Source organism: Pseudomonas sp. PSPC2-3 (genome assembly GCF_049898265.1).
Lineage (GTDB): Bacteria > Pseudomonadota > Gammaproteobacteria > Pseudomonadales > Pseudomonadaceae > Aquipseudomonas > Aquipseudomonas veronii.
The window spans coordinates 21,418-46,141 of the sequence record NZ_JAFCXJ010000014.1; the positions used below are offsets into that span (position 1 = coordinate 21,418).

Here is a 24,724-nt window from a genome sequence, read left to right on the forward strand (position 1 = left end):
AGCCCGGCGTGCCGCGTCGGCACGAAGGCCGTATTGCGGTGCAAACCAGCGATACGCGTTGGTGCTCGGACGGCTTTGAGTTCCGCTGCGAGGACGGAGCCAAATTGAGCGTAACCTTCGCCCTGGACTGCTGTGATCGCGAGGCCATCGGCTAGGTCGCGAGCCCGACCGGGTACAGCGGCGATGATATCCGCGACTTGATGCTGGAAAGCGTGGAGAGGCGCTTCGGTGATCAACTGCCCGCCACGCCGGTGCAATGGCTAAGCGATAACGGCTCGGCGTACACCGCCGACCAGACGTGCCTGTTTGCTCGACAGATCGGCTTGCAGCCGGTGACCCCCCAGTTCGCAGCCCGCAGAGCAACGGCATGGCCGAGAGCTTCGTGAAGACGATCAAGCGTGATTACGTGGCGCACATACCTAAGCCGGATCGAGAAACGGCACTACGTAACTTGGCCAATCCCTGTGATCCTGCGTGGTCGTCTTACTTTGCCCAACGTCGAGCTGCGATAGACGTGGATTGATTGCCCGGTACTAGACCATGGTGCTGACGAAAGACTTGAGCCGGATGAGGCGCGACTCTCATGCCCGGTTCTTTGGGGGCGGTGGCGCAGTAATGCGCTGCTGTTACCCGACGAAAGTGTACTTAAGCCCTACCATCTTATCTCGGCGCCATAAACCAGGACCTTCATCTCCTCCCTCCTTGATTCCGTACTTAACTACGGAGGTAGAGTTGAATCGTGGATCGAAAACCCGAGAGGAGATCGCCGTTATGAAACACCTAAGACTGCTGCTGATAGTGAGTGCGACTCTGCTGTCATCCACCGTATGGGCCGATGGCAGTTCCGATCGCCTGTACGGTAAGATGATCCAGGCCAACGAGCAATCCATGCGCGAATACGCTAGCGCCCAAGGCAAGAACCCGCCAGAAGTCACTCACTACCGCTATGGCATGAAGCTCGACATCGCCAAGGTCATTCACGTCACGTCGACCAATGGCAACTGCGATGTGATGCCTGCGCAAATGACCTACGAGGATTCGAGCGGAAACCTGCATATTCTGGAGTACCGCGTATCAGGAACGGACTGCAGGAGCCAGCACTGAGCATTGTTGACGTGTTGCTGACGGAAAAGTAATTTTCACGTCACCCTGACGTTATTTTGCATGTGGAAGTATGTAAGAAGCGCACCCGGCTATGCCCGGCGCGCTTCGGCATATACACAACCGCACAATGAAAAATCTGCCAAAACATCAAGAGCGTTTATGAACAACAAGGCCCTGTTGGGACTTTCTCAGATCGTCTTGAGCATCAGCGCTGCGCAGGCTGCAATGGCCGCCGAGGAAAAAGGCGAGGGATTCATCGAAGGCAGCAGCCTGAGCATCCTCAATCGAAATTTCTACTTCAACCGTGATTTTCGCAAAGGCCAGTCCAGCAGTACAGGAAATGGCTACTCGGAAGAATGGGCCCACGGAGTCATAGGCCGATTCGAGTCGGGCTCGGCCAGGCCGAGGACAATTACTCCAAGCTCGGCGGCGCCGTAAAGACCCGTTTCCTGGACACTGAAATCAAAGTAGGCGATGTCTTCCCTGTCACGCCTGTCGTGCAGTACGGCGATTCGCGACTGCTTCCGGAAAGCTTCCGCGGCGTCACCGCATACAACACCAGTGTCGAGGGCTTGGTGCTACAGGGCGGACGCCTGCACGCGATGAGCCAACCCAGCTCCAGCAGCATGCGGGATGATTTTGCAACCTTCTACGCAGGCGAAGTCGGCTCTCCGTGGATAGTCGGCGGTGATTACACACCCAACGACAACCTTGGCTTCAGCCTTTACACCAGTTGTCTCAAGGATGCCTGAAACCAATACTATACCGGCACTACCTGGAGCTACCCGCTTGCAGATGATGTCGCCTTGGTCGGTGGTTTGAATTACTACAAGGCCGTCGATGAGGGGAAGCAGCTCCTCGGCAGTTTTGAGAACGATATCTGGAGCGGCAAGGTCGGCCTCCGTGTCGGGGCGCACACCGGCGAGGGACGGAGACGGCCGACGTGAACCAGATCGCTATTGTGCCTTGCTATCGCCCTTCGGGGACTCCATTCCAATGTGTTGGTTCATGTTCTCCATCATTGTATTGCAGTTTTTCATCATCTTGGACATTTCCTGCATGTCCATCATCGGCATATGGTTGCCGTCCATCATGTGCATGTCCTCACCCTTATTTGTCTCGGCACTGCTTTGGGCGGGGGCTTTGGCCTGTTCGGCAAATCCCGTGGCAACAGTTCCAAGGGCTATGAAGGTAGCAAGGACGGTGTAGGTAATGGCGTTACGCATGGCGACTCTCCTCATCTACGACCTTGGTTTCCAGCCAGGCTGTGTATTGAAGAGTTGATTGCTCCACTGTCCTCCTGTTTGGCTCCTTTGGTTTGGAGGATGGTTTCAGGCGCCTGAGGTAGGCGCCTTTTTCGGTCAACAAGTCTTCGGCTTCATCGCTCTGGACTCTGCGAGCTGGCTTGACAGCACCGCGTTGTCTTGCACGAGAAGCTGCTTTTCTGTGGCCAACTGGCTCAATTGGCTTTCAGTTTGGCTTAAGCGTTCCGCCAGCAGGCTTCGCTCCCGTTCATTGACGGCCAGGTAAGTCCGCGTCTCAGCCAAACGCTGCTCACCTTGGCCATGGCGCTGCTCCAGTGCCTGATGCGACTGTTGCAAGTCGGTGAATTGAAGTAAGACGTGTTCATGCGCAATCTGACTCTGCGCGAGCGTCGCTTGCGTCGTGAGCAGGGTGCTCTCTAGACGATCATGGTCCTGCACCAGGCGTTGTTCCTGCGCCTGCAGTTCGCCCAGGCGGGTTTGCTGCGCGAGCAGACGCTGCCGGAGCGCTGCCAATTCGTGTTCCAGGCGCTGCTGGCGTTGCTCAGTGGCCTGGCGCTCGTCGCTGCGTTGTTGCGCGACCGATGCCTGGTAGTGCTCAAACTGCTCCCGCGCTTGTTGCAGTTGCCGGGTCAGTGCGGCCGCCTCGGCGGCGCGGTCAGCCAGACGTTGTTCGAGCCCGGTCTTTTCACTGCCCAGGCTGGCCAGGGCGATCTCCTGACGCTGCAGGGTGTCAGCCAGCCCCTGGCTGCGCGTAGTGGCTACGGCAAGTGCCTGGGCCTGCTGCTCCTGAACGCTGAGTTGCGCGTCGCGCTCGACGAATGCCTGCTGCAACTGTTCCTGCAACGCGTCGGCCTCTGCCTGGTGAGCCGCTACGGCCTGCTGGAGTTGGACGGCCGCCTCCGCCTGAACTTTTTCGTACAGTCCTTTCAGCGCCAGGACCAGCTCCGCGGGCAATCCCAGTTCGGCCTGGGCCAGCGTGCCGGGATGCGCGGCTTTCCAACGCTTTAACAACGGAGCAATCGTGCTTTTGCTGCCCGTCCCACCCAGGGCGACGCGGATGCTGTCAATGGTGGGGTTGTGGCCCGCAGCCACCAGTTGGGTGGCCGCCTGGGCAACATGCAGGTAGAGGACGCCGGAACGGGCCATGAACACCTCGGATTTTTTCGTACCGTATTATGGAAAACGTAATACCTCGATTTAAGTACAGAATAGTTCAGCCGACTGAGACCGTCAGTTGACCCACGATAAGCGCGGTTATCGTGAGTTAAGTCATCGCGATCGAGGGTTGTGTCTATAATCTGCGGTACACATGGCCTAAACAGGCGCTTCGTGATGACAGCCGGCAATAATGACGAAAACCTCCCCACCAGGCGGCACGAAGAGCCGACAGTACTTGCGCGTACCCCCGGTACGCTCACCACCCCCGAACAATTGGCTGAGCAACATCAGCGTTTTCTCGCCGCCGCGACAACCGACAACACCCGGCGCACCTACCGCTCGGCCATTCGCCACTTTCTCGCCTGGGGCGGCGTGCTGCCGTGCGATGAAGCCGCGCTGATTCGTTATCTATTGTCTTTTGCGGAAGTATTGAACCCGCGCACCCTGGCCCTGCGCCTCACGGCGCTGTCGCAATGGCACCGTTATCAGGGTTTTCCTGACCCTACCGCCAGCGCCACCGTGGGCAAAACCTTGCGCGGTATTGAGCGGGTGAACGGGCGGCCTCGACAAAAAGCCAAGGCCCTGGTCCTAGAGGATCTCGAACGCATCGTGGTGCACCTGAACACGCTCGACGGACTGGCGACACTGCGGGACAGTGCACTGCTCCAGGTCGGGTATTTTGGTGCGTTCCGGCGCAGCGAATTGGTCACGCTGGAGATGCAATACCTCGAGTGGGAGCAGGAAGGTCTACGGATCACGCTGCCCCGTTCCAAGACCGATCAGGAGGGCGAGGGACTCGACAAGGCGATCCCATACGGCGACAGCATCTGCTGCCCCGCGACAGCGCTACGCCGGTGGTTGGACGCGGCTCAGATCGTTCAGGGGCCACTGTTCCGGCGCATCAGCCGCTGGGGCGTACTCGGCGAGGTGGCACTGCACGAGGGCAGCGTGAATACCATCCTGACGGCACGTGCCGAAGCCGCAGGGCTGTTGTATGTGCCCGAACTGAGCAGCCACAGTCTGCGTCGGGGACTGGCTACCAGTGCGCATCGGGCTGGGGCGGATTTCCTTGAGATCAAACGACAGGGTGGCTGGCGGCACGATGGCACCGTACACGGCTATATCGAGGAAGCTGGAGCTTTCGAGGAGAATGCGGCTGGCTCGTTATTACGACGCAAACCGTAGCCAAGGTTTGTAAGCAGGGCTGGTTAGAATCCCAAGTGGCCACCCTCTATTCTCGACCGTCCTTCCGCAGCACATGAGCAGTTCCCTTAAAAACAGTTACTTACAGAACGAATGTCCTAATTTTTGGCTTATCTCGGCACGCCCCCAAGTAAGGATGCCCGGAAGGCGACCTTGAAAAATGGACTTACAGGGAAGTGAACACAGCATGAAAACGTCTACAAAGTTGATCCTGATCGGCACGTTCCTCATCGTCGGATATGGGCAGCAGAGGTACGAAAAGACAGCTGACCAGGCTGCGTATGAGGCGGAGTGCGCGGCGATAGCGGCTAACCCAAATCACCCCGCATCGCCGTGCGTGACTCCGAAGCGACCCGATCACCCGTTACCTGCACGCGGGTAGCGAATTGGAAACCCTTGTTGATGGAGGTTTTTATGACTCGTTCAGCAGCAATCATTGAACGGTTGACGACCGAAGAAGCCGAGCATCCCGGGCTCCCGCATTACGACTGCAAACCTGATGTATCGTGCTGGCCACTACAACCTGATGACGTCAAAACCGCGGGGTATTGGAAGAAGGAAGGTCGACGCGTCCCCAAGGGGGCGGATCCAGTTGCATTTGTGATCAGTGGCCAAGGCAGCTCTTTCCATGGGATCAAGCTGCTTACCCGCTGGATGCCCGCCTATCACCATAACCAGACTCTGCCGGTGAAGGCCAAGGCTAAGGCTGAATGATGAAAAAGGGGCCGCGCAATCGGCCCTCGGGGTTTCAGGCACTGACCGACCCCTCCTCCCTCCCTCCCCTCCTCTTACCAGCCCCGAGCTGGACCCGAAATTCAACTACCTAAGTTGATATCAACTGCGTTTGCACCAGGTGTCCGTGGTGAAATCTATTTGCTCTTTGCGTACGTACGTACGTATGTTATTCTTTGTTTTGAAGCGTTCCTGCTTCCCCGGCGGCTACCGGGTTGAATTTCTCTAGGAGTGCAGAAGATGAATCCTGTGCAAATGGGCTTGAGTTTTGATGAAACTGTCGCTGAAGCTGCTTTCGGCGGTAGCGAGAGCTGGTGCTCGCCTGAATATACCCATGATGCCTATAAGGCGATGCTTGACACTGCAGCTGCCCGATTGCATGACGTACCCGCCGAAGTCCGACCGCTGTTCGAGCAGAGCATCGAATCATGTCTTCAAGCATTGCTTCAGGAAAAGCGCTGCGGTACCGACACCGTTCAAACTGGCTCGTTTATGTGGCGATCGGCATTGCCTGTGTCCATGGACCAATGGGCGGATTTGTCATTCCTTGCAGACGCTGGTGGTGTGAATGGTTGCCGTTTCAAGCAGCGCCGCGCACCGCGCTCGCAAACCTTGGGCATCCATGTTCCTGGCGTCGGCTCAATAGTCGTGCAGGCCTGGCTGAAAAGCGCTGAACAGCGTTGCTGGTGTGAGTTCGTACCGTGGGAGTCGAGTTTCTTTCGGGCCAGTCATCGTGACGTTGTCCACCTGCATAAGCTTGACTCTCACCGCTGGGATGGTGCTGTTTGCCCTGCAGCGTTCGCAGAGGCGGGCGACAAGGTCCCGACTGTTCCAACGGTGAAGGTTAATGGCCGACAATTTGTGATCATGGGCGCTTCATATTCCCGTGAGTTTCGGGATAGCCATGGTTGGACGTTCGTTCGGCATTGTGACTGGCCGATGCAGACTTACAGCTATGCGGAGCTGTGCAAATTGTGGGATGCAGGTGTCCTGGAGCGAGGCGATTGCCGCGGCTTAATGGCCAAGGTGCAGGGGGAGCTGTGTGTAATGGCTGAGATGGTCATGCTCTACGACGATAAAGTCTTGCCGTAAGCAGAGCGAAGCCCGGTCGGCGGCTACCGGTTCCGGGCTTCTACCAGAAATGAACTCGTCTAGGAGCGTCTGGGTTCGCACATGATAACGACTGCAACCAGGTACCTCAACCGACCCTATTACGCTAGATGGGAACGTGGTGCGCGTTTCTACGAGCTGCGGATCCTCGTCGATCTGATTGGTCACACCGTGGCAATGCGGAACTGGGGAATCTCTGGAGAGCACGGTGTCGGTGAAATACGAACCGTATTGGCCTCGGATGAGGCCTGCACAAAACTGATACACAGGGTGAGTCGGCAGCTGCACAAGCGTTGCTATCTACCTGTGTACAATGGCGGGAACGCGTAATGATCGAGATGAAGATGGCCGATATGGCAGCGGAAGATGATAAGCCTCTCAAGAGAGGTCGAAAAGCGAACGTAGTACCCTACGTACAGACCGACATGTTCCAGGCGAACATTGTTGAATGGCCAGTTAAGGATGACCTGGCCAGCATGGAGTTTCCGCTTTTCAGCTTGTCGACCAAACCAGATACGAGCGTTCGTGAGTACAGCCAGCCCGGAACGAACAAGCGGGTACGCATCATCCCGCCAGTGATCGGTGCCGCCACCGTTTTCGACAAAGACCTATTGCTGTTCCTCGGATCGCAGATCATCGAGGCACGCAAAGCAGGGATGCCAATTTCCAAGCGCGTTAAGTTCGACACATACGATTTTTTGACAGGTACATCCCGCGATCCTGGTGGAAACGCGTATTCGAACGTCCTGGACATGCTTCGGCGATTAAAAGGGACTCAGCTCGAAACCAATATCGTTACTGGTGGTCAAGAGCAGACCAAGGGATTTGGCTGGATCGAGGACTACACCGTCACCAAGACCGCATCCAATGGCAAAGGCGTGTTGGAATGCGAAGTCGTGCTGTCAGAGTGGATCTACAACGCCTTCCTGCATTTTGAAGTGATGAGCATTGATCGGCGCTACTTTGGGCTGCGGATGCCTCTTGAACGGCGGTTATATGAACTCGCTCGTAAGCACTTGGGTAGCAAGATGATTTGGGCCGCGGACATTGTTGCGCTGCAGCAAAAATGTGGCTCAAAACAGAGCCTCACCCATTACAGAGCGGAGATCCGCAAGATCATTCAGCGAGACCTGTTGCCGGACTATCACATGGGGTTGGATACCAGTGTGAAGCCTCATCGGATCGTGTTCTACACGCGCGATGAGCAATCGCTCCTCGAGGAGCTGGCTGCCAAAGGGGAATTGGATTGGTTCGCTGCGCTTGAAAAGCGAGACATGGAGGGTTGAATGCCGGCGCGATCTAGGCTTGAGCAATACGATCATTTGATGGGGGAACGGACTGACCAGGCCATTGCTGAATTAGCTGACTGCAGCACGGAAGCTGTTCGGCGGCGCAGGCTCAAGATTGGCAAAGAACGATTTGCCCTCGCCGAGTCCACCCCCCCTGCCCTTCTCAAGTATCAATATCTTCTAGCAAAGCGCCCTGTGGCTGAAATCGCCGAGCTCGCTGGCGTATCGGCCTACTTCGTCATCAAGCGTATGAAGCAACTGGAGAAGCCCACCTTCAAGCGATCAGCAATCGCTAACTTCGACCATTTGCAGGGGGCGATGTCTGACCAGGCCTTGGCTGATCTTGCTGGCTGCTCAAAAGAGTGCGCACGGAGGCGTCGGCTCCAGCTAAATGTCTCAGCAAACCGCGACACCCGATAGAAAAACTAGCCGAGTCGTCGTATATCGCCGACAAATAGTGTTGTATGCGTACGTACATACGTATAGTGTGTGTAAGGAAACCCACCGAGTTGTGCCTGGCGGCTACCAGGCTAACCAAGCGTCTAGGAGCAATATCATGAAGCGCATTTCGCTATGGTCCGTTGATCGCGACGATACCCTCCACATCGATGATGAAATCAAAAAACTGGAAGAAGCCCATTCAGTAATGATCTCCGCGAATCGTGCCCTAGTAGAGGGCGATGATTTGGGCCTTACTCGTTTGGGATTCGATAGTGACCACATCGACGATCTGAAAGTGCGTCATTCCGAGGGTAAACCAGGCTTTCCTGCATATGTCTTGCGCAACCTCCAGGACACTATCCAACAGCTGTCCGACTTGAAGCGTGGCGCCAATGACGGCCGCGGTGCGAGGTTGGTTGAGCAGCAGTAAGGGGCTTAAATGATGCGTACGCATTGTACGTGCGTACGTATCTATAAATAAGCAAACGGTTTATCATTGTCGCGACTTCAATCCATATGGGGGCCTGTTCATGGCATCACGTAAAGACGCTGCGCCAGCACCTTCGCAACCTAAGCGGAGCGCCAAAACGATCACCATGCGCGACGACTACCATGAGCGCCTTCGCAAGCAGGCATTCGAACAAAACACTGCTATGTCATTCCTGATCGAGCAGGCACTTGAGATGATGTGGGGCATCGAGTCAACTCCACCCACGAAGTAACCCCTCAAAGCGGGTTCGCAATGAGCCCTGCTTAGCGCCTTTTTGCCACAAATCCCCTCCCCCTCCCCTTTCAGATGCTCTCAGCCTTCGCTTGCTGCGGCGTAGGCGCCTGCGCGAGTGCTTGGGCCGCTCATATCGTTGCTACTAGCAACACAATCGGCCAAAAGATTCAGGTTATAAGGCTAAAAAATGAAAATAACCTGAATTCCACGGTTTACAACAGGAGTTCAGGATCTATACTGAATGCAACAGCAAAACGGAGAAGTGCTATGAACTCGAATGTGGAAATGGTCGAAGATGTTGCAACCTACGTGGATTTCAATGAGTTGTTTTTCACGCCCCGTTTCGCCGCGGACTGCTTTGGCCTTACGACTCGGCGCCTGAAAGACATCGAAGAATCGAACAACATCGAGATCCGTCGTGTGCCGCGCGGAACCGTGACCTCCCGGGTTTATACGCCATCGGACCTTTTCGATTTGGCAGCACTTCGCCGTGAACTTGGTCACTTGAAGGGCTTGGCGCGCCAGGTGGTCATGTCCACCTACATCTCGAAGGGTGGCACCAACAAAACCACCACAGCGGTCGGCCAGGCCATTACCTGTTCTCTCGCCGGGTTGCGCGTTCTTTTGGTCGACAATGATCCCCAGGGTGATACGTCGAGCATGCTCGGCTACGACCCGGACGCTACTCCAGAAGATCTGCAGGAGCTTGGAATTCCTGCTGACCGCATCGTTGATGGTCACCTCGGCCACTTGATCAGCCCAATGCTTCGCATGCGTTCGTTCCAACCCAAAACGCTTGATGAAGTCATCAAGAAACCCTTTGGTGAAAATGGCCCCCACCTGATCCCAGCCGACGCATCGCTAGAAGACCTGGGCGTGGCGTTGGACGCAGCCAATAATTCGGATATGTGGTACGCGAAGTGGGTTGAAGATGGTAAAGCCGGCAAGATTTCAGGCTGCGACCTATCGCAATACGACGTCATCATTTTCGATAACGCCCCCGCAGGCTCGCGCCTGACCAAGAACTCGGTAGCGGCAAGCGATCTGCTCATGAGCCCAGTTCGAATGGACAAATTCTCATTCAAGGCGATCTTGCGACTGCATGACTGGTGCGCTGGTTTCGCACGCGAATACGGTTTCGCCCCTGAACTGGTAGCTGTGCCGACCATGTTTGCAAAGGGGCGTCCTCGGATGTTGAACAACCTGTACAGACTGAACCAGCTTTTCCCAGGTCGCGTGACAGAGGAAAAGATTTATCACTCTGCAGACTATGTGAACTCCCTCGATGACGGTGTCCCCCTGATGTTCTGGAAGGGTGCTAATCGGGACACCATCGACAACGCTCGCGCAGTGCATGCCGAGGTTCTGGAGAAGATCCGCCGTGTTGCTGCTCAGCCCCAAGAGTGAGTGTTGCTACTAGCAACAGGGCTCATATTCTCAAAGGTGTTGCTACTAGCAACACGCAACGATTTTGTTGCTAGTAGCAACAGCAGATTGGAGTGTTGCTAGTAGCAACACAGGAGGGTGATTAATGAAATCCACCGACTACCCAGGCAAGCCAAGCACGGCAATGGCATCACTGCGCAAGCCTACGGAAATGCCGCCAACCACAGGTAGCCGTGGCAGCAGGGCGGCGATGCTCCAGCAGGCCATGGGATCTGAGCATGAGACTGATAACAAGCATCTCATTGCTCAAGGCGCTCAAGAAGGTCAACTCATACTCAAGGACGAATGGCTCGAGGAGGTCCTGGTTGAGCAGATCGATCCCTCGCCGTATCAGCCAAGGATGTTCTTCGATCAAGCCAAGCTTGAAGAGCTCGCTGGCTCGATTGACTCTGTGGGCCTGGGTAAACCGATTACAATCCGGCCTGTAGGGGAGCGTTTCGAGCTTATCGGCGGTGAATGCCGATGGCGGGCTCACAAAATGCTGGGTCGCGACAAAATCATGGCTCATGTAAAGCCAATGTCAGACGACATGGCGATGCTTTTGGCAATCACCGACAACCTCCAAAATGAGCTCACTGATTACGAAAAAGCTGTGAGTTATCAGCGATACATGCTGAAAGGCGCTGATAAAAGCCAGCGGGCATTGGCTCGACGCCTTGGTGTAGATCACACAGTCGTGAACCGCTGCCTTGACCTTATTCAGCTGCCCGAACAGATCAAGGAAATTCTGGACACCAAACCCCACTTGATTACAGCGAACTATGCGAAAAAGTTTGTAGAGCATTCAAAGGCGGATGTGAACATCGTCCATCGCATTGTGATTCAAATGGCCGAGAAGGGGACTGGCCAGGAGGCCGCGCTTCGCATGATTGGGCAGAAGCTTGCTGCTTGTAGCGGTCCTAAGCCCATGATGGCAGAACCTCGGAAGCTGCAAGGGGTTGGCTCAGTTCGTTTGAATGGGCGCAAGCTTGAATTCAAGATCGATAAGGAAGTGGACCCTCAGAAAATCATGGACAAGCTCGCAGCTTTCCTTGATTCGATTGATGCTTCTGAATTTGCGACACAAGGCACGCGAAATTGAGCATGGCCAAGCCCGCCCCGATCGGGGTGGGTTCAATCAGCTAACGGAGCGAAACGCATGGGAATGCCTAGTGAACCACATCACGTCAGGTACGTTCTGAGCCTGGCTAGGCAATGTCCGTTTCCAGACTGGCTCTTGCTAGAGCTGCCAAGCGGCGAGTGGGGTGCATTCTGGCAAGCAGGGCTTGATGGAACATGGGCGACCGCTGTGTGGGAGGGGGATTTTACCGCGTGCTCGTTGGTGCATGCTGATAGACAAGTAGTGCTTAGCCACATGGAAAAGTACCAGACAATGTAACTCGGGCCAGCGTGGCATACTCGCATTAATATCATTGAATGCGTACGTACGTACGTACGTGTAAAATGTTCTTGTGTTAGACATCCTGCAGGCGAGGCGGCTACCTCCCCTGCAGGCCCACCAGTCTAGGAGCAAGAGCATGAATGGTTTTTCTCCCGTCCGATCTTCCCCAAGCAGTGCCCCAGAGCATCAGCGCTCACTCACACCAATTCCAGTGAGCCAATTTGTGACCCCATATGCTTCAGTTCTTCAGCAAATGTCGGAGGAGGGCGTTCATCGCCTATTCACAGCCCCTTTGGCAAGAGAGGTTATCCGACTCAGCGCCAAGGCTCGGACTCACGGCATGCTGTCCCTGGACGATGCTGCTGATGTCATCAGCACCTGGAGACAAGAGGCTGTGTCTCAAGGTTCGACGGGCGATAACAGCGATAAAGTTGTGCTGTCGCTGTTTGATAAGAGCGGGCAATGGTCTGACCCTTGGGTTGAGGCCGGCTACCAGGTATACCGGTTTGATATTCAAGACAACCCAGAGCTGGGTGACGTCAGCAAATTCGACGTTGAGTTCTTCATGGAGTACTTCGGCGACTTCGAAGGGGCAGAGGTGTACGCGATCATCGCAGCTTGCCCTTGCACTGATTTTGCGAACTCAGGGGCAAGGCACTTTGCAGCCAAGGATCTCGATGGGCGCACTGCGGCCTCAATAGAGCTGGTTCATCAGACTCTGCGACTGGTCGAGTATTATCGGCCGTCGATCTGGGCGATTGAAAATCCAGTAGGTCGAATCGAGAAGCTAGCTGGTCTTCCACCGTGGCGCCTCAGCTTCAACCCCTGCGATCTCGGCGAGCCTTACACGAAGAAAACCCTCATATGGGGCCGCTTCAACGCAGACTTACCCGTTGCACCTGTCCATCCCACCGAGGGCTCAAAAATGCACACGCAGTACGGTGGGAGCAGCCTGGCCACGAAGAATGCACGTAGCGTGACACCAGCAGGATTTGCTTACGCCTTCTTCATGGCCAACAACGCCTATCACCATCCAGCCTTGGAAATTGCCGGGAAATATGACCGCATCGATCCTCGGCTCCTATCGATGGCCATTGAGAACGGTTTGAAGCTTCAAGATCTCTCCAACCTCTTGGACGATGCCTACTATGACTGCGATGACGATGCCGTGACCAAGCTGTTGAGTGACCTTCTGGTCGAAAAGTCCTTTTCGGTGGTCGAGTCCACCGGGCAATTGGCAATGCTGATCTAGGTAGACGCCTGATCCGCCTAGTGCGCCGGGCGGATCTTTCCAAGTGTTGCTAGTAGCAACAGCTGAATGTTGCTACTAGCAACAGCCTGAATGGCTGTTTTTACAGAGTGCGAAAGGGCAGGGCACAGGCCTTTTTTTGTATGCTATATTCTGTATTCAAGACATTATACGGAATTAGCAATATGTCACTTGAAACCTTCAACCACGACGAATTGCTCCAGGAAGTGAAATTGATCCTGGATGGCTCTCATCCCACCTACAAAGGCAGAGAAGGTGCCGGCCGGTTCCTGCGGGGTGTAGGCCGAGACTTCAATTCGGAAGAGTTTGCCAAAGATCTCGACCAGCACCGGGACGATTACGCCCAGCGGTTCGGACTGGACACACCCCAAATCGAATGGATCGCGCAACAGGTGAGGGCTGGGTGTGAAACCCCGGATCGTCCTCGCCGCCGTATGCGCTGAGATGTGCTTTGCAACCATTTCGAAACCCATGAAGGAGGTGCCTCGTGCTTCTACCTTTTGAGCTTGACCCGCAGATCATTCATCACATCATCTACAGCCAGGCCGGTTCCATCGGCAAGGCAGTGATCGAGTTGATCATGAACTCGGTTGACGCAAAGGCCACCACGGTGAGGCTCACCATGACCAAGGCTGGATTCGATTGCGTCGACGACGGTACCGGTTTTGCGAGCCGTGAGGATGTTGTGCGCTACTTCGGCCGATTCGGCACGCCGCATCAAGAAGGCGATGCGACTTACGGGCGGTTCCGTCTGGGGCGCGGCCAAATCATGGCGCATGCCAGGACTGAGTGGGTATCCAATCGCTGGTCGATGCAGGTTGATACTCGGGTCATGGGGTACAGCTACGAGCTTGAGGATCTCCAGGAACCGTCTAACGGGTGCAGTATCACCGGCACCTGGTACGAAGCCCTCAATGACCTTGAGCTGATGTCTGCGGTGCAGGAGATACGCGATTTGGTTCGTTACACGCCCATTAGCGTTGAGCTGAACGGGCGTGTCATTACGCGCAATCCGGCAAGTGAAAAATGGGATTTCGAGGACGACTTTGCTTACTACCGGGCCAAAGAAGAAGGCCCCGTCTCGATCTACAACCAAGGTGTGCTGATTCGACATGATTCTTCTCATGTCTGGGGAGCTGGAGGCCTGATCGTCTCGAAAAAGGCTATCAACCTTAACGTTTCCCGCACAGAAATCCTGCGCAAAACCTGCCCCGTATGGAAACCGATCGCCAAAGAGTTCAGGCGCCTGGCCGAGGCTGTATCGGCAAAGCTAGGGGATCACCGTAAGACCGAAGCCCGTCGGGAAAAATCGGCGCGATCGTTGCTCAGCGGTGACGAGAATATCTGTGAAGTGTTTGCAAAGGAGGAGGTGATCACGCTGCTCCCTGGCAAGCGGCACATCACGCTGATGGAGTTCCGACTCAAGGCATTCAACTGGCACAAGGGAACATACACCCTGATCGAGCATGGGGACGATATTCCCAAGGGCGAGGCTATTGCTCGTGAAGGTCTGATTCAAATTGTCCACCCTAAGACCTTGGAACGGTTCGGCTGCCACAATCACATCGATTTCGAGGAAGCGCTTGATCGCGCCCTTTGCAACGTCAGTGAGGCAGCACAGGCCTTCGAAGAACGCGGCGAACGTGCTCCATGGTTCTGGCGTGGAAAAGCGCTCGATGCGCCATCTCTGGCCGCATATTCCACGTTCCGAAATGCCTTCATCGAAAGAACGCAGATCGTTGACGACCGCCAAACGCTGGACAAGGAGACGCGCAGAGCGTGGACAGCGCTGCGGTGGTGCCTCCAGCACTATGCCGGCGCATGTATTGGGGCAGAACGATACAGGGATGGAACCCTTCGCCACGGCGAAAAGCGGATGCAAATCCTGCTGGGTGAATCGAACACTGCTGAGGCTTGGACAGATGGGCGAACCTACTTGGCTATCGGTAGCGATATTGTCAAACGGCTCAATAGCAAGCCACTAGAGACAGTTGCTTACATCTTCGGCCTGGTCGAACACGAAGTTGCTCACCAGGGCGACAGCATCGCATGTGGCCATGATGAGGCCTTCTATCAGCGTTACCACGATATCTCGATCCGAATGGCCCCCGAGCGTCAGCGGTTCATGCACAAATGGCTCATGAAATACACCATGAGCTTGGAGCGGGAAGGGCAGAAAAGCCGGGGCAGGGCATGGAGCGAGCGATATCTCGTCGACCGAGTAGGCAGCGGCCGTATGAAGCGCGGACTTTCCCCGGTCATTGAGGACGTGTCGGCAGATCCTATTGTCACCGAAGCCGTTCCAGAGCAAAGCATGGCGTTGCTGAATATCATCAACGCTTCATTGGTTCAGACAGGTGCATGCCCCGAGCCGCCGAACTGGGAGGCGGTTCGGGAGCAGGCGCGCATCGATCAACAGGCTGTTACTGAGCGTGCGCGTGATGCGCATGAAAAACGAAAAGCGGAAGACGCCGAGTTGGAGCGCTACATCAACAGCGTTGAAGACGACGCCGCCGCCGATGTGCAAAAACTCCTCGAGCTCGAAGCGGCAGAATTCCCCCAGGGCGTCCTGGCTTATCTGGTCAGTTCCATGGTGTATGGAGGGTACTCTGATGACGACATCAAACGCGCTTGGGCAAACAAGGAATGGGAACAGCAAGATCACCCAGGTGAGTATTACCACGAAGACTTCGACCCAGACGAACCTATCGATCCGGAGCTTGAAGCCGCTATGGAAGCAGAATTCGAACGCGAAATGGCGAAGGAAAAGCCGATCGCGGACGAGCTATGGCGCGTCGACGAGGATTGCCGCGAGTTCGTCTATGAAGGTGAGAATTTCTGGTTGCTTGAGCGTAATGCCGCAGCTGCTGGATTCAGTCGCGTCGAGACTTATTTGAAATGGCGGCACCAAGAGTCCGAGGCCTAGCGCGCCAGGTGGCTTGCTGGCCGGTGCTATCCAGCGCGACAAGTCACCCCGTCTACCACCGGCTCTACCAACAGTAATTGGCACGAGGTCGTGTCGAGAAGAGGAGAGACATCATGGCTCGAGGAGTAAACAAAGTCATTCTGGTCGGCACCTGTGGCCAGGATCCCGAAGTCCGCTACCTGCCTAATGGCAACGCCGTCACCAACCTTAGCTTGGCTACCAGCGAGCAGTGGAATGACAAGCAGTCGGGCCAAAAGGTCGAGCGTACCGAGTGGCACCGTGTGTCGCTGTTCGGTAAGGTAGCCGAAATCGCCGGAGAATATCTGCGCAAGGGTTCGCAGGTTTATATAGAAGGCAAACTGCAGACCCGGGAGTGGGAAAAGGACGGCATCAAACGCTACACCACCGAGATCATTGTCGACATCAACGGCACCATGCAGCTGCTCGGTGGCCGTCCGCAAGGCCAACAGCAGGGCGGCGATCAGCATTACCAGGCTGGCCACCAGCAAACACCACGTCAGCCGCCGCGCCGGGCTCCCGACCAACCAGCACCCCAACCGGAGCCTGACTTTGATAACTTTGATGACGATTTGCCGTTCTAGCCTTTAGGGTCTGCCGTTTCGCATTTAACCTGGCCCCTATTCAACTATCCGTTGAATAATCGCTCAGGGGTTGGTAGAGTTTGTCTTGAGGACTGCAAACGCGCATTTCCGGGCTTGGCTGTCCAGTATTGGCCCCCCGGACTTTCGGCAGCAGTGAAACTGGTACTCACTGACGTAGGGACAATCGATAGGCCACCTTCGTATGGCTGCTTGACTCGATTGGATTCTGACCCAAGAGACACGGAAACGAGCCTCAAAGCTAAAGAATCGCTGCGACTATAGCCTCTCGAACCAAGAAGAAAGCGGCCCTCGGGCCGCTTTTTTCATGCCCGGTTTTTGGCAATGGTGCCAACCTGAATGCCCATGGGCTTGGTGCGCGGCGTCCAGGTGACCACTGAATAGTGAAACCCCAGGTTGCGATCCATCAGCGGCTCCAGCAGCAATGTCCCATCCTGCGTGCGCAGGATCGTGATGCGATTCATCGCCGCTCGAGGATGCGCGGAATCATGGTAAAGCTCTGCGCCCAGGACAATGAGATTCGCCACGAACAGCGGCACATCGTCAGCCTTGGTGCAGCCTCGACTGCGCAGCTCCTTTTTCTTGCCTTCCCAGATGTGCTTGACACCGTAGCCAGCGGCGGGCTGTCCGGGCCTCATCCGGTGCAGGCCGGCCTTCAGGTAGACGGAAGCTTCAGCAGCGCCCAGACGGACAATCTCCGGAATCACGCCGAACACATGGCCCCCATTCGGGTGCTCGATCAGCTGGTTCGGCTTGAGTTTAAGAATTCCTGTCACGCGGCCCCCGAGTCATTGTGGTGGCATATTACCTTCAAGCCTGTCTGTGCGGGCTTTGTTTTATCTCCCCCGCATGCCTTGAGGATGCTTTTTTTGTCACCGGCATCCGACCTTCCAAAGTTGGTCCCAGCTGGTCATATAACTGGGGCTTAGCAGAGCCCGGCGCATACCCCAGTCCGGCGTCAGCGGAACGGCAGCAGTGCGCAAGCAGTCATGCCCCCACCGACGATTGATCCGATCCATGGCAGCCATGAGTGCGTCGGAGCGCTCAGGCTGGCTCGGGCTGAAAAGGTCCTGCGTGAACTCCCCTCGCTTGCGCAGATCCATCAGCAAGACTTCGGCCTTGCTGTACGCGAAACCTGGCCGGTAGATCTGCTCGACCGCCTGCAGGGCGCATTTGGTCAACTGGCGTACATCGTCGGTAGGGTAGGGCGGTATGCACGTTGCCGCGTTCGCATACTTCGCCCCGTCCCCGTGAAACGAAGTCTGGATGCCTATCCGCATGGCCCCGCACAGCGAGCGCTGCATGCGCAGCTTCTCGGCGGCACGGTGTATGTATGTCGCCAAGGCCTCCTGTAGGCCTTTGAGCGTATGGACGCGCTGACCGAACATTTTGCTTGAGCAGATCGATTGCTTGGGCGCTACGGATTGCTCCAGGTCCATGCAGGACTCGCCCTGCAGCTCACGTATCGTACGTTCAAGCACTACGCTGTATTTGCGTCCCATGGCCCTGGCGTCCGCCCGGGAGAGCTCCCAAGCTGTGCTGATACCGTCGCTTGCGAGGTTTTCCCGCATGCGTCTGCCAATGCCCCATACCTCATCGACCGGCATGCGTCTGAGCAGCCATTCAACGGCTTCCGGCTTGCGCAGGTCGACGACGCCGCCAGTTCTTTCCCGCCAAACCTTTGAGGCGTGCTGCGCAGCCTTGGCTAGGGTCTTCGTGTGACCGATGCCAATGCCGACCGGCAGCGCTGTCCACTGCAGCACGCGGGTTTGAATGGCCCTGCCAACATCAGCGATCGGCTCAGGTAGCCCGTCCAGTCGAACAAACAGCTCATCGATGGAGTATCGCTCCCAGTCCGGCACCAACGACGCGATGGCGACACCGCATCGATGACTCAATTCCCCGTAGAGGGTGTAATTACTGCTGAACACGGCGACGCCATGCCGCTCCAGAAACGAGCGCACCTTGAAATAGGGATCTCCCATTTTCAGACCGAGCGCTTTCGCTTCAGGGGTACGTGCCACGATGCAGCCGTCCGAGTTGGACAATACGACGACTGGGCGCTGTCGCAGCTCTGGTCTGAAAATGCGTTCACAGCTGCAGTAGAACGAGTTGACGTCCACCAGGCCGAAGATAGGCTGATGATTAGTGTGCATGGGGCGTCAGGTCCCATGTCACGACGCCGAACACTTCAATGGTGCCATATTCGCTGGGAGCGATGCTCTTGTACGCTGGATTTGCCGACTCCAATACCCACCCTGCAGCTGACCTGGCCAGCCGCTTCACTAGAGGTTGATTGTCGACGTAAGCTAGTACGATATGGCCGGCAGTCGGAGAAATTGATCGGTCGACTACCAGGAGGCTACCATCGAAGATGCCGGCGTCGCGCATGCTGTCACCTTCAACCTGGACGATCCAGACGTGAGGAGCACGAATATTCATGCGCTCATCCAGGGACAGAGGGGCTTCGTAGTAGTCAGCCGCGGGGCTTGGGAAACCGCCCGCTGCAGTACCAGCCAAGACTTGGAGCAGCTGCGTCGACGGCGCCAGTGGATACGGCGTGAGGGCATTCATAAAAGACACCAGCAATTACTGTTTGCATATACAGTAATCCAGCAATCGCTGCGCGACTAGCGTCGGTTAGACAAAAGGCGTTTCCAGGAGCTGACAGTCCCTGAGATTTCCGCCTATAGTACCCTAACAGATATATGCTTTAGTTAGGGCAAAACTATGCAAGTGCTCGAAAAAGAAAGGCTGTTACAGATCTATGAAGAGGAGATAGAGGCCGCGTATGCCGAGCTTCTTGATGCGTTTATGAACATGCTGACGCTTGGGGTAGGGGATCCCAGGTCTATGGCTGGTCGATGCGGCGCACGGGTTGCTGCAGCGCACAAGCGGTGCAAGCGAGGATTAGTGTTTTCCGAGCTGGTGATTGCTCGTGATGCTGGCTTGGACATCACCCCTACAGTTGCTGAGCACGTGTGTGAACGGCTAATCGGCCGTGGGGTAGATTTCCGAAAGGCGCTAACTTTCTTTGGTACGCCTGGCCGTACCGCAGCGCAAAAATCTGGCGTGGTCCAGGAAGACATGGCCAGTATTGAAGCGCAGCTGTCTCCGCAGGTGAGTTTGCTCATATACGAGATGACGGTGATCCGTGAGCGCCACAAGGAAGAGTACGTCGACCGCGTCGAGGCCGCGGTCAAAGAGCTCCAAGGAAATTCAGGAGCCTAATAAATAGATGCGTTAGTTAGCCTAAAACATATATGTTTTAGGCTATAAATGGGCAACCGTCGCGCTAGGGAGGACAGGCTTCACACGATCAGTCTCTTGCGGCGCTGGGCGACAGCTTGTCTGGAGCAGCCTGCGCGGCGTGCAATCTCCGCGTTACTTGTGGTCGGGAGAAGATGATCGAAATCTTCCAGCTTTTGCCCTTGGCGGGGTTCGTAAATATCCACTTTCAATAGCCGTCGCCGGCGGCCAATTTCGTACGCAGTGACGCAGAATATTTTTGCCAGGGCTACGTCCGACATAGTGCCCAAGAGCGGGTCATAGGGTTTGCTGATCGTTTTGTCGTCCGCATATGGTGGGATGCCTTTATTGGCCCGACGGATCTGGACCGCATTAGTAGTCGTGCCCGCCAGGTAGGCCACAATGCGGTCGTAGCATTGGCCAAGAAGCCAGTCGTAGGGTTCGATCTTGGAATATTTGGGCATCGCTGCTTCCAGGCTGGATGTGACCGGTTGAAGTGCTTGAAGACGCGCACGGTAGCGCAGTAGAAGAAACTTAGCCTAATACATATATGTGTTAGCTATGCCGCCGCGCCATTGCCTTCACATAAAAGTATGTACATACGTACGTACGCATATTATCATTTGTGCATTCTCACCAGGTAATCGGAGGCTGGAATGTACGACGCAGTGATCGCCAAAGAAGCGTGCTCCCTTGAGACACAGCGGTTTGTACCGGGGGAGGTTGTTTCGATTCACAGGGATGGCACAGCGGCTCGTAATGCCGCGGACAAAGCCAACAAGCGCAAAGGCGAGTACGGCCTTTTTGTGGCGGTTCATTCAGAGAGCCTGGTGAAGAAGGGGGATTTGCGGGAAGACCTGTTGAATCAACATGAGCTGAATGAGCGCCGTGAGTATGGCAAGCGACTGATGCGAGCAATCTTGTCCGACGAGCTCACCGGTAAGCGAAACGTAATGGCTGACGACGCTGGATATCACCTGCAGCATTTAGGCATCACTTTGGAGGAGCTCAAAGAGTGGTACGAAGAAGAGGTTCGGGCAGAACATCTTGAGCAACAGATCCGATATCAGGAGCATGCACACTTGCGGGCAAGAGGGTTCGAGGCTCAAAAAGCTATCGATGAGATTCGTAACCAACCCTGCTTTGCCGTACCAGCCGTGCGTGGTATCCAGGCTGGGCAGGAGTATTTTCTCGCCCAGATTCCATACCCAATCCTGGCTCGCCTGTTTGTTTTCGACGAAGAGGAAGCCGTGCCTGCGGAATTGCGCGCTCAGCGTGCGTTGAACAAGAAACGGGCAGAATCTATCAGTGAATACATGCTCGACAACCGGGACACCTATGTACTGCCGGCGCTAACGGCGAGCGTCGACAAGGCTATGGCTTTTGAAGCGCTTGAAGGCATCGAGCAGCTGGGCACGCTACACATTCCCATGAGCGCCACCATGCTGATCAATGATGGGCAGCACCGGCGCCTGGCTATCGAAATGGCACTGCGCAACGACGAGACGCTGCGCCATGAAACGGCGCCGGTACAGATTCACTTTGACCAAGGCCTGCAGCGCTCTCAACAGATCTTTGCTGACATCAACAGCAAGGCGGTGAAGCCGTCCAGCGCGATCAATGCGCTGTATGATCATCGCAATCCATACAACACCTGGCTCCAGGATCTCCTCACACAGCTTCCTGCGATCAAGCGCAAGATCGACTTCGAGAACGGTACTCCGGGCATGCGTTCGTCCAAGCTCTGGAGCCTGATTGCCTTCAAAAAATTCGTGACACTGCTTACGGGGCTCAGTGAGAAAACTATCACTGGCCTGAGTGATGATGAGCTAATGGACTGCGCCGATCTTGTGCGTGAGTTCCTCGAAGGTTGTGAGAAGTACATCCCCCAGTGGGGCAATATGGTTTCCGGCAAGATCGCTGCCTCGGATGTGCGTGAGAATTTCGTCATTGGACACGCGGTCTTCCTGGAGGCGCTTGGGACGTTCGGTCGTGAAGCGCTGTTTTACGGTACGCATCTATCGCCTCAAGAGAAGAGCGCCAAGGTCATTGATCCAGGCAAGGCCAAGTGGCATGTGTTGAGACCGCTCGAGGCGCTTCAACCGTCAAAGAGCGACGGCATGTGGGAGAATCGGTGCGTGGTATTGGGCAAAATGCAGAAGACGGTCGACGGGACCAAAGCCACTGCCGCTCAGCTGCTTTCGATTGCCAACATTCCTATGCCGGAATCGCTGGCCGAATTGCACCAGCGCATCATCAAGTGAGTACACCGCAGCGAGGCGCGTAGGCGCCTCGATCACACTTCAAGGAGATCGATATGTCTGTAGGAACTGAAAGGCTGATACCGGTTGGTACTGCGCTGGTGGCTGTAGTCGCTGCGGCTTTCACGCACGGTGTGCTGCAGTTGCTACCGGAAGTAAGCTTTGCCGCACACGCCTGGATGATGCTCGGGGTGCTGATTGCGGTCGGCATACTCGGGACAGGTCTCTGGTGCGAGACCCAGCCTGATGGTATTGGAATGATCACTGCCGTAGGTGTTCTACCGCTGGCAGTTGGGTCGATCTGGGGAGGGCTTTGGCCTGGGATGACAGAGTGGGGAGCGGTCGGCCTTGCGTTTCCAGGGCAGACGCCACCGGTTGCTTGGTGGGCCTCGAGCGCGGTGAAGTGGGTAGGGCTCGCAGCGATTCTGGGTGGCGGGTACTACTGGCTGTATCGGAAAAATTTCCACTAATCCCGGGATGGATTGTTCGCGGAGGAACTCATGGAACTTGAAATCAGCACCCTTCAGAAGACAGCCCAGAACTGGCGCGATAGCAACCAATGCAATCAGGGAGGAATCGTCCTGGTCTGGCAGGGGACCGTATACGGTTGGAAAAATGAGTTGCGCGACCCTCAGCATGAGCAGCCAGGCGCTATCGCAGTGGACCCTGCCGGTCAGGTGTTCATCGCTGAAGGGGGGGATGCCTACAACGGTGCCACGCACTGGTCGCCAGTATGAAGGAGCTCGAAGAAATGGAGAGGATGTGGCTCGCGGCCGATACCGCCAGGAAAGTTGCGATGCGTGCTGCGCTACGCGACCGGATGCTTTGGCGGGACCAGCTGGTCAATGTCGTTTGCGGTGCAATCAAGGCTGTTTGCATTACGGTTGCACTCGGAATGGTGATTGAGCGAATCGGCTTGCCTGGGGACATCTCTCAAACGTTCGCAATTTATGTTACCGGCCCGTTTCTGGCTTTCAATCCATGGGCAATCTTCTGGCGCAATCTGTTCCGTGAACGTGCGAACGCGGCGTTTGATGATGCCCTGGAGAATCCGCGTCAATATTTGACCTTGTAGGTCGGCGAATCCTCCGGCCGCTGGCCACGCCGATCGTAAAGGCGCGTCGTGCTGATATTGGAATGTCCCAGCCAGGTCTGGACCTTCGCGATATCAGCCTCGTGCTCCAAAGCATTGGTTGCGGCAGTAGCCCGCAGCCCATGCACACCAAGGCCAGCCACCGCAATGCCGGCCGTTTTGGCCCAAAACCCGATGATCGAATAAATACCGTTGGCCAGCAAACGCGCCCCTGGGGTCCGTCCGCGAACAGAGCGAAACAATGGGCCCGTGGTCCGCTCGCCATCCGCTTCCAGGTATTGGTGGATCCGCTCTGCAGCCACTGGATGGAGTGGCAGGTAGCGCACCTTGCGACCTTTGCCATGCACCTTCAAATGACGAACGCCGCGGCGTTCCTGCAGGTCGTCGACATCCAACATAGCTGCCTCCTCACGACGCAATCCGTGGTATAGGAGAACCGCCAGCAGGGCTCGATCGCGAAGCCCCTTCACGCTATCCAGATCTGGAGCATCAAGTAGTGCCTTGGCCTGGTCGTCGCCCAGCGCCGGCGTTTTACCTTCATTGCTTTCATTCGGAGGCCGCTTGACGCCATGGACGGGATTGCCTCCCGCCACAGCGTTGCTGTCCAGCAGGTGATCAAACAGGCTGGTCAACGCAGCAAGCTTTCGCCGGATGGTTGCGGCGGACAACACTCTGCGCTCGAGGTCAGCTCGCCAAGCTAGAACATGGGCGCGTTGAACCTCTCTGAACTGGTCCGGATGGACAATGCCCACGAAAGCGGTGAAATCGCCGATATCGATGCTGTAGGCACGGCGGGTCTGCGGGTTATCAATGTTGGCCAACCACTCGGTAGCAGCTGGCACCTCAGATAGAGCCAGGTACTGCGCTTCAGTGAGTTTGCCAGGCTGCCTGGTTATCTGAATGTCTTTCATCAACGCATCCGCCGTCGTCTATTAGGCGTGCTGGTATCTACAGGATCGACAGGCTTAGCGTTCAGTAATCGCTCCCACCGTTGAGTTTCCGCATCCATCTCATCTTCACCACGGATTTCAGCGGCAATGGAGCCACCAGACTTTGCCAAGGCGGATTTTGCCTTCGACCAAAAGCCTAGTGCAGATCCCCAGACATGAACCGGCACGATCGGAACCCGGTGCTGTTCATGAAGCACTTTTAAAGTGGCCAGGCCATGGCCATTTGCGCGGTGCTGATCGTCCACATCAATCTTGTGAACGTACACGCGGTCGAGGATCGGGTTCAAACCGTATTCGATACTACCCACGCGCGTAGCGCCGGCATAAATGCCGGCGTAAATGGTCGGAGACGGATAACCAAATTGGAGCGGGTGCGAACTCTCCCGTTCAGTCACTAACTGAACGGATTGTTCGAGCTTGGTCGTTTTTGGGGATTTCCGGCGCGTGTGTTCGAAAAAATCACGCAGAGGGTCAAACCAGTCCACAAAACCTCTCCCTGTCC

27 protein-coding genes and 2 pseudogenes are annotated in these 24,724 nt (G+C 55.9%); 20 read left to right on the plus strand and 9 right to left on the minus strand.

The genetic code is table 11. The features are described from left to right. Window positions 1-2 precede the first annotated feature (2 nt). From ACP7E3_RS28615 to ACP7E3_RS28625, 3 genes and pseudogenes are all read left to right on the plus strand, one after another. Window positions 3-457, plus strand: a pseudogene (locus tag ACP7E3_RS28615) (DDE-type integrase/transposase/recombinase); the annotation flags it as partial. Window positions 458-771: 314 nt separating this feature from the next. Beyond that, window positions 772-1,104, plus strand: a complete 333-nt coding sequence (locus tag ACP7E3_RS28620) for a DUF2790 domain-containing protein (RefSeq protein ID WP_033979951.1) — start codon at window positions 772-774, stop codon at window positions 1,102-1,104. 159 nt (window positions 1,105-1,263) lie between these two features. Continuing rightward, window positions 1,264-2,024, plus strand: a pseudogene (locus tag ACP7E3_RS28625) (OprD family outer membrane porin); the annotation flags it as partial. Window positions 2,025-2,060: 36 nt separating this feature from the next. Here ACP7E3_RS28625 and ACP7E3_RS28630 read toward each other — a convergent pair. Both ACP7E3_RS28630 and ACP7E3_RS28635 read right to left on the minus strand, forming a co-directional pair. Then, entirely contained in the window at window positions 2,061-2,330 is a 270-nt protein-coding gene (locus tag ACP7E3_RS28630; RefSeq protein WP_033979952.1) for a hypothetical protein, read from the minus strand. A 135-nt stretch (window positions 2,331-2,465) separates the two neighbouring features. Further along, entirely contained in the window at window positions 2,466-3,515 is a 1,050-nt protein-coding gene (locus tag ACP7E3_RS28635) for a DNA-binding protein (RefSeq protein ID WP_011154388.1), read from the minus strand. Window positions 3,516-3,701: 186 nt separating this feature from the next. Here ACP7E3_RS28635 and ACP7E3_RS28640 point away from each other — a divergent pair, with 186 nt between their 5' ends. The 10 genes from ACP7E3_RS28640 (at window position 3,702) to ACP7E3_RS28685 (ending at window position 13,105) form a co-directional block, all read left to right on the plus strand. Continuing rightward, the gene (locus ACP7E3_RS28640) at window positions 3,702-4,712 is read left to right on the plus strand and encodes a tyrosine-type recombinase/integrase (protein ID WP_077747747.1); all 1,011 of its coding nucleotides are present in this window, start codon (window positions 3,702-3,704) and stop codon (window positions 4,710-4,712) included. A 432-nt stretch (window positions 4,713-5,144) separates the two neighbouring features. Next, window positions 5,145-5,444, plus strand: a complete 300-nt coding sequence (locus ACP7E3_RS28645) for a hypothetical protein (RefSeq protein WP_023662976.1) — start codon at window positions 5,145-5,147, stop codon at window positions 5,442-5,444. 258 nt (window positions 5,445-5,702) lie between these two features. After that, window positions 5,703-6,554: a hypothetical protein gene (locus ACP7E3_RS28650; protein WP_023662975.1), complete on the plus strand. Its 852-nt coding sequence runs from the start codon at window positions 5,703-5,705 to the stop codon at window positions 6,552-6,554. A 347-nt stretch (window positions 6,555-6,901) separates the two neighbouring features. Then, the gene (locus ACP7E3_RS28655) at window positions 6,902-7,858 is read left to right on the plus strand and encodes a replication initiator protein A (RefSeq protein ID WP_009682532.1); all 957 of its coding nucleotides are present in this window, start codon (window positions 6,902-6,904) and stop codon (window positions 7,856-7,858) included. Further along, window positions 7,859-8,281: a hypothetical protein gene (locus ACP7E3_RS28660; protein ID WP_009682531.1), complete on the plus strand. Its 423-nt coding sequence runs from the start codon at window positions 7,859-7,861 to the stop codon at window positions 8,279-8,281. Between the two features lie 136 nt (window positions 8,282-8,417). After that, window positions 8,418-8,732, plus strand: a complete 315-nt coding sequence (locus ACP7E3_RS28665) for a hypothetical protein (RefSeq protein ID WP_009682530.1) — start codon at window positions 8,418-8,420, stop codon at window positions 8,730-8,732. 100 nt (window positions 8,733-8,832) lie between these two features. Then, window positions 8,833-9,024 carry a hypothetical protein gene (locus ACP7E3_RS28670; RefSeq protein ID WP_125854362.1) on the plus strand — a complete coding sequence of 64 codons (192 nt, stop codon included), beginning with the start codon at window positions 8,833-8,835 and terminating at the stop codon, window positions 9,022-9,024. 269 nt (window positions 9,025-9,293) lie between these two features. After that, window positions 9,294-10,433, plus strand: a complete 1,140-nt coding sequence (locus ACP7E3_RS28675; protein ID WP_009682528.1) for an AAA family ATPase — start codon at window positions 9,294-9,296, stop codon at window positions 10,431-10,433. A 124-nt stretch (window positions 10,434-10,557) separates the two neighbouring features. Next, window positions 10,558-11,553, plus strand: a complete 996-nt coding sequence (locus ACP7E3_RS28680) for a ParB/RepB/Spo0J family partition protein (RefSeq protein WP_009682527.1) — start codon at window positions 10,558-10,560, stop codon at window positions 11,551-11,553. 640 nt (window positions 11,554-12,193) lie between these two features. Then, on the plus strand, window positions 12,194-13,105 hold the full coding sequence (locus tag ACP7E3_RS28685; RefSeq protein ID WP_228393790.1) for a DNA cytosine methyltransferase: 912 nt from the start codon (window positions 12,194-12,196) through the stop codon (window positions 13,103-13,105). Window positions 13,106-13,290: 185 nt separating this feature from the next. On the opposite strand, the gene ACP7E3_RS28690 is transcribed toward ACP7E3_RS28685, so the two are convergent. Then, window positions 13,291-13,596 (minus strand): hypothetical protein, encoded by a 306-nt coding sequence (locus ACP7E3_RS28690; protein WP_009682525.1) that lies wholly within the window; start codon window positions 13,594-13,596, stop codon window positions 13,291-13,293. 14 nt (window positions 13,597-13,610) lie between these two features. Here ACP7E3_RS28690 and ACP7E3_RS28695 point away from each other — a divergent pair, with 14 nt between their 5' ends. Together ACP7E3_RS28695 and ACP7E3_RS28700 are read left to right on the plus strand one after the other, a co-directional pair. Then, window positions 13,611-16,049 carry an ATP-binding protein gene (locus ACP7E3_RS28695; RefSeq protein WP_009682524.1) on the plus strand — a complete coding sequence of 813 codons (2,439 nt, stop codon included), beginning with the start codon at window positions 13,611-13,613 and terminating at the stop codon, window positions 16,047-16,049. A 113-nt stretch (window positions 16,050-16,162) separates the two neighbouring features. Then, window positions 16,163-16,651 carry a single-stranded DNA-binding protein gene (locus tag ACP7E3_RS28700; RefSeq protein ID WP_009682523.1) on the plus strand — a complete coding sequence of 163 codons (489 nt, stop codon included), beginning with the start codon at window positions 16,163-16,165 and terminating at the stop codon, window positions 16,649-16,651. Window positions 16,652-16,974: 323 nt separating this feature from the next. On the opposite strand, the gene ACP7E3_RS28705 is transcribed toward ACP7E3_RS28700, so the two are convergent. The 3 genes from ACP7E3_RS28705 to ACP7E3_RS28715 all read right to left on the minus strand — a co-directional run bounded on the left by ACP7E3_RS28705 (window position 16,975) and on the right by ACP7E3_RS28715 (window position 19,243). Beyond that, on the minus strand, window positions 16,975-17,445 hold the full coding sequence (locus tag ACP7E3_RS28705) for a hypothetical protein (protein WP_009682522.1): 471 nt from the start codon (window positions 17,443-17,445) through the stop codon (window positions 16,975-16,977). Window positions 17,446-17,541: 96 nt separating this feature from the next. Then, complete coding sequence (locus ACP7E3_RS28710; protein ID WP_009682521.1) at window positions 17,542-18,825, minus strand: Y-family DNA polymerase; 1,284 nt, start codon at window positions 18,823-18,825, stop codon at window positions 17,542-17,544. Further along, complete coding sequence (locus tag ACP7E3_RS28715; protein ID WP_009682520.1) at window positions 18,815-19,243, minus strand: LexA family protein; 429 nt, start codon at window positions 19,241-19,243, stop codon at window positions 18,815-18,817. Before ACP7E3_RS28715 ends, ACP7E3_RS28710 begins: the two co-directional genes overlap by 11 nt. A gap of 156 nt (window positions 19,244-19,399) precedes the next feature. On the opposite strand from ACP7E3_RS28715, the gene ACP7E3_RS28720 reads away from it, so the two are divergent. After that, entirely contained in the window at window positions 19,400-19,900 is a 501-nt protein-coding gene (locus tag ACP7E3_RS28720) for a hypothetical protein (RefSeq protein WP_009682519.1), read from the plus strand. Between the two features lie 80 nt (window positions 19,901-19,980). Here the strand turns inward: ACP7E3_RS28720 and ACP7E3_RS28725 are convergent, their stop codons facing one another. After that, entirely contained in the window at window positions 19,981-20,382 is a 402-nt protein-coding gene (locus ACP7E3_RS28725; protein ID WP_009682518.1) for an AsnC family protein, read from the minus strand. 192 nt (window positions 20,383-20,574) lie between these two features. On the opposite strand from ACP7E3_RS28725, the gene ACP7E3_RS28730 reads away from it, so the two are divergent. The 4 genes from ACP7E3_RS28730 to ACP7E3_RS28745 are packed head-to-tail and all read left to right on the plus strand — an operon-like array spanning window position 20,575 to window position 23,254. Beyond that, window positions 20,575-22,182, plus strand: coding sequence for a DNA sulfur modification protein DndB (locus tag ACP7E3_RS28730; protein ID WP_023662973.1), 1,608 nt, complete (start codon window positions 20,575-20,577; stop codon window positions 22,180-22,182). Between the two features lie 53 nt (window positions 22,183-22,235). Continuing rightward, the gene (locus ACP7E3_RS28735; protein ID WP_009682516.1) at window positions 22,236-22,649 is read left to right on the plus strand and encodes a hypothetical protein; all 414 of its coding nucleotides are present in this window, start codon (window positions 22,236-22,238) and stop codon (window positions 22,647-22,649) included. Window positions 22,650-22,679: 30 nt separating this feature from the next. Next, window positions 22,680-22,916, plus strand: a complete 237-nt coding sequence (locus ACP7E3_RS28740) for a hypothetical protein (RefSeq protein ID WP_009682515.1) — start codon at window positions 22,680-22,682, stop codon at window positions 22,914-22,916. Beyond that, entirely contained in the window at window positions 22,913-23,254 is a 342-nt protein-coding gene (locus ACP7E3_RS28745; protein ID WP_128637348.1) for a hypothetical protein, read from the plus strand. Before ACP7E3_RS28740 ends, ACP7E3_RS28745 begins: the two co-directional genes overlap by 4 nt. Here the strand turns inward: ACP7E3_RS28745 and ACP7E3_RS28750 are convergent. After that, entirely contained in the window at window positions 23,236-24,183 is a 948-nt protein-coding gene (locus tag ACP7E3_RS28750; RefSeq protein WP_009682513.1) for a tyrosine-type recombinase/integrase, read from the minus strand. The genes ACP7E3_RS28745 and ACP7E3_RS28750 overlap by 19 nt on opposite strands. After that, window positions 24,183-24,707, minus strand: coding sequence for a hypothetical protein (locus ACP7E3_RS28755; RefSeq protein WP_009682512.1), 525 nt, complete (start codon window positions 24,705-24,707; stop codon window positions 24,183-24,185). Before ACP7E3_RS28755 ends, ACP7E3_RS28750 begins: the two co-directional genes overlap by 1 nt. Window positions 24,708-24,724: the final 17 nt, after the last annotated feature.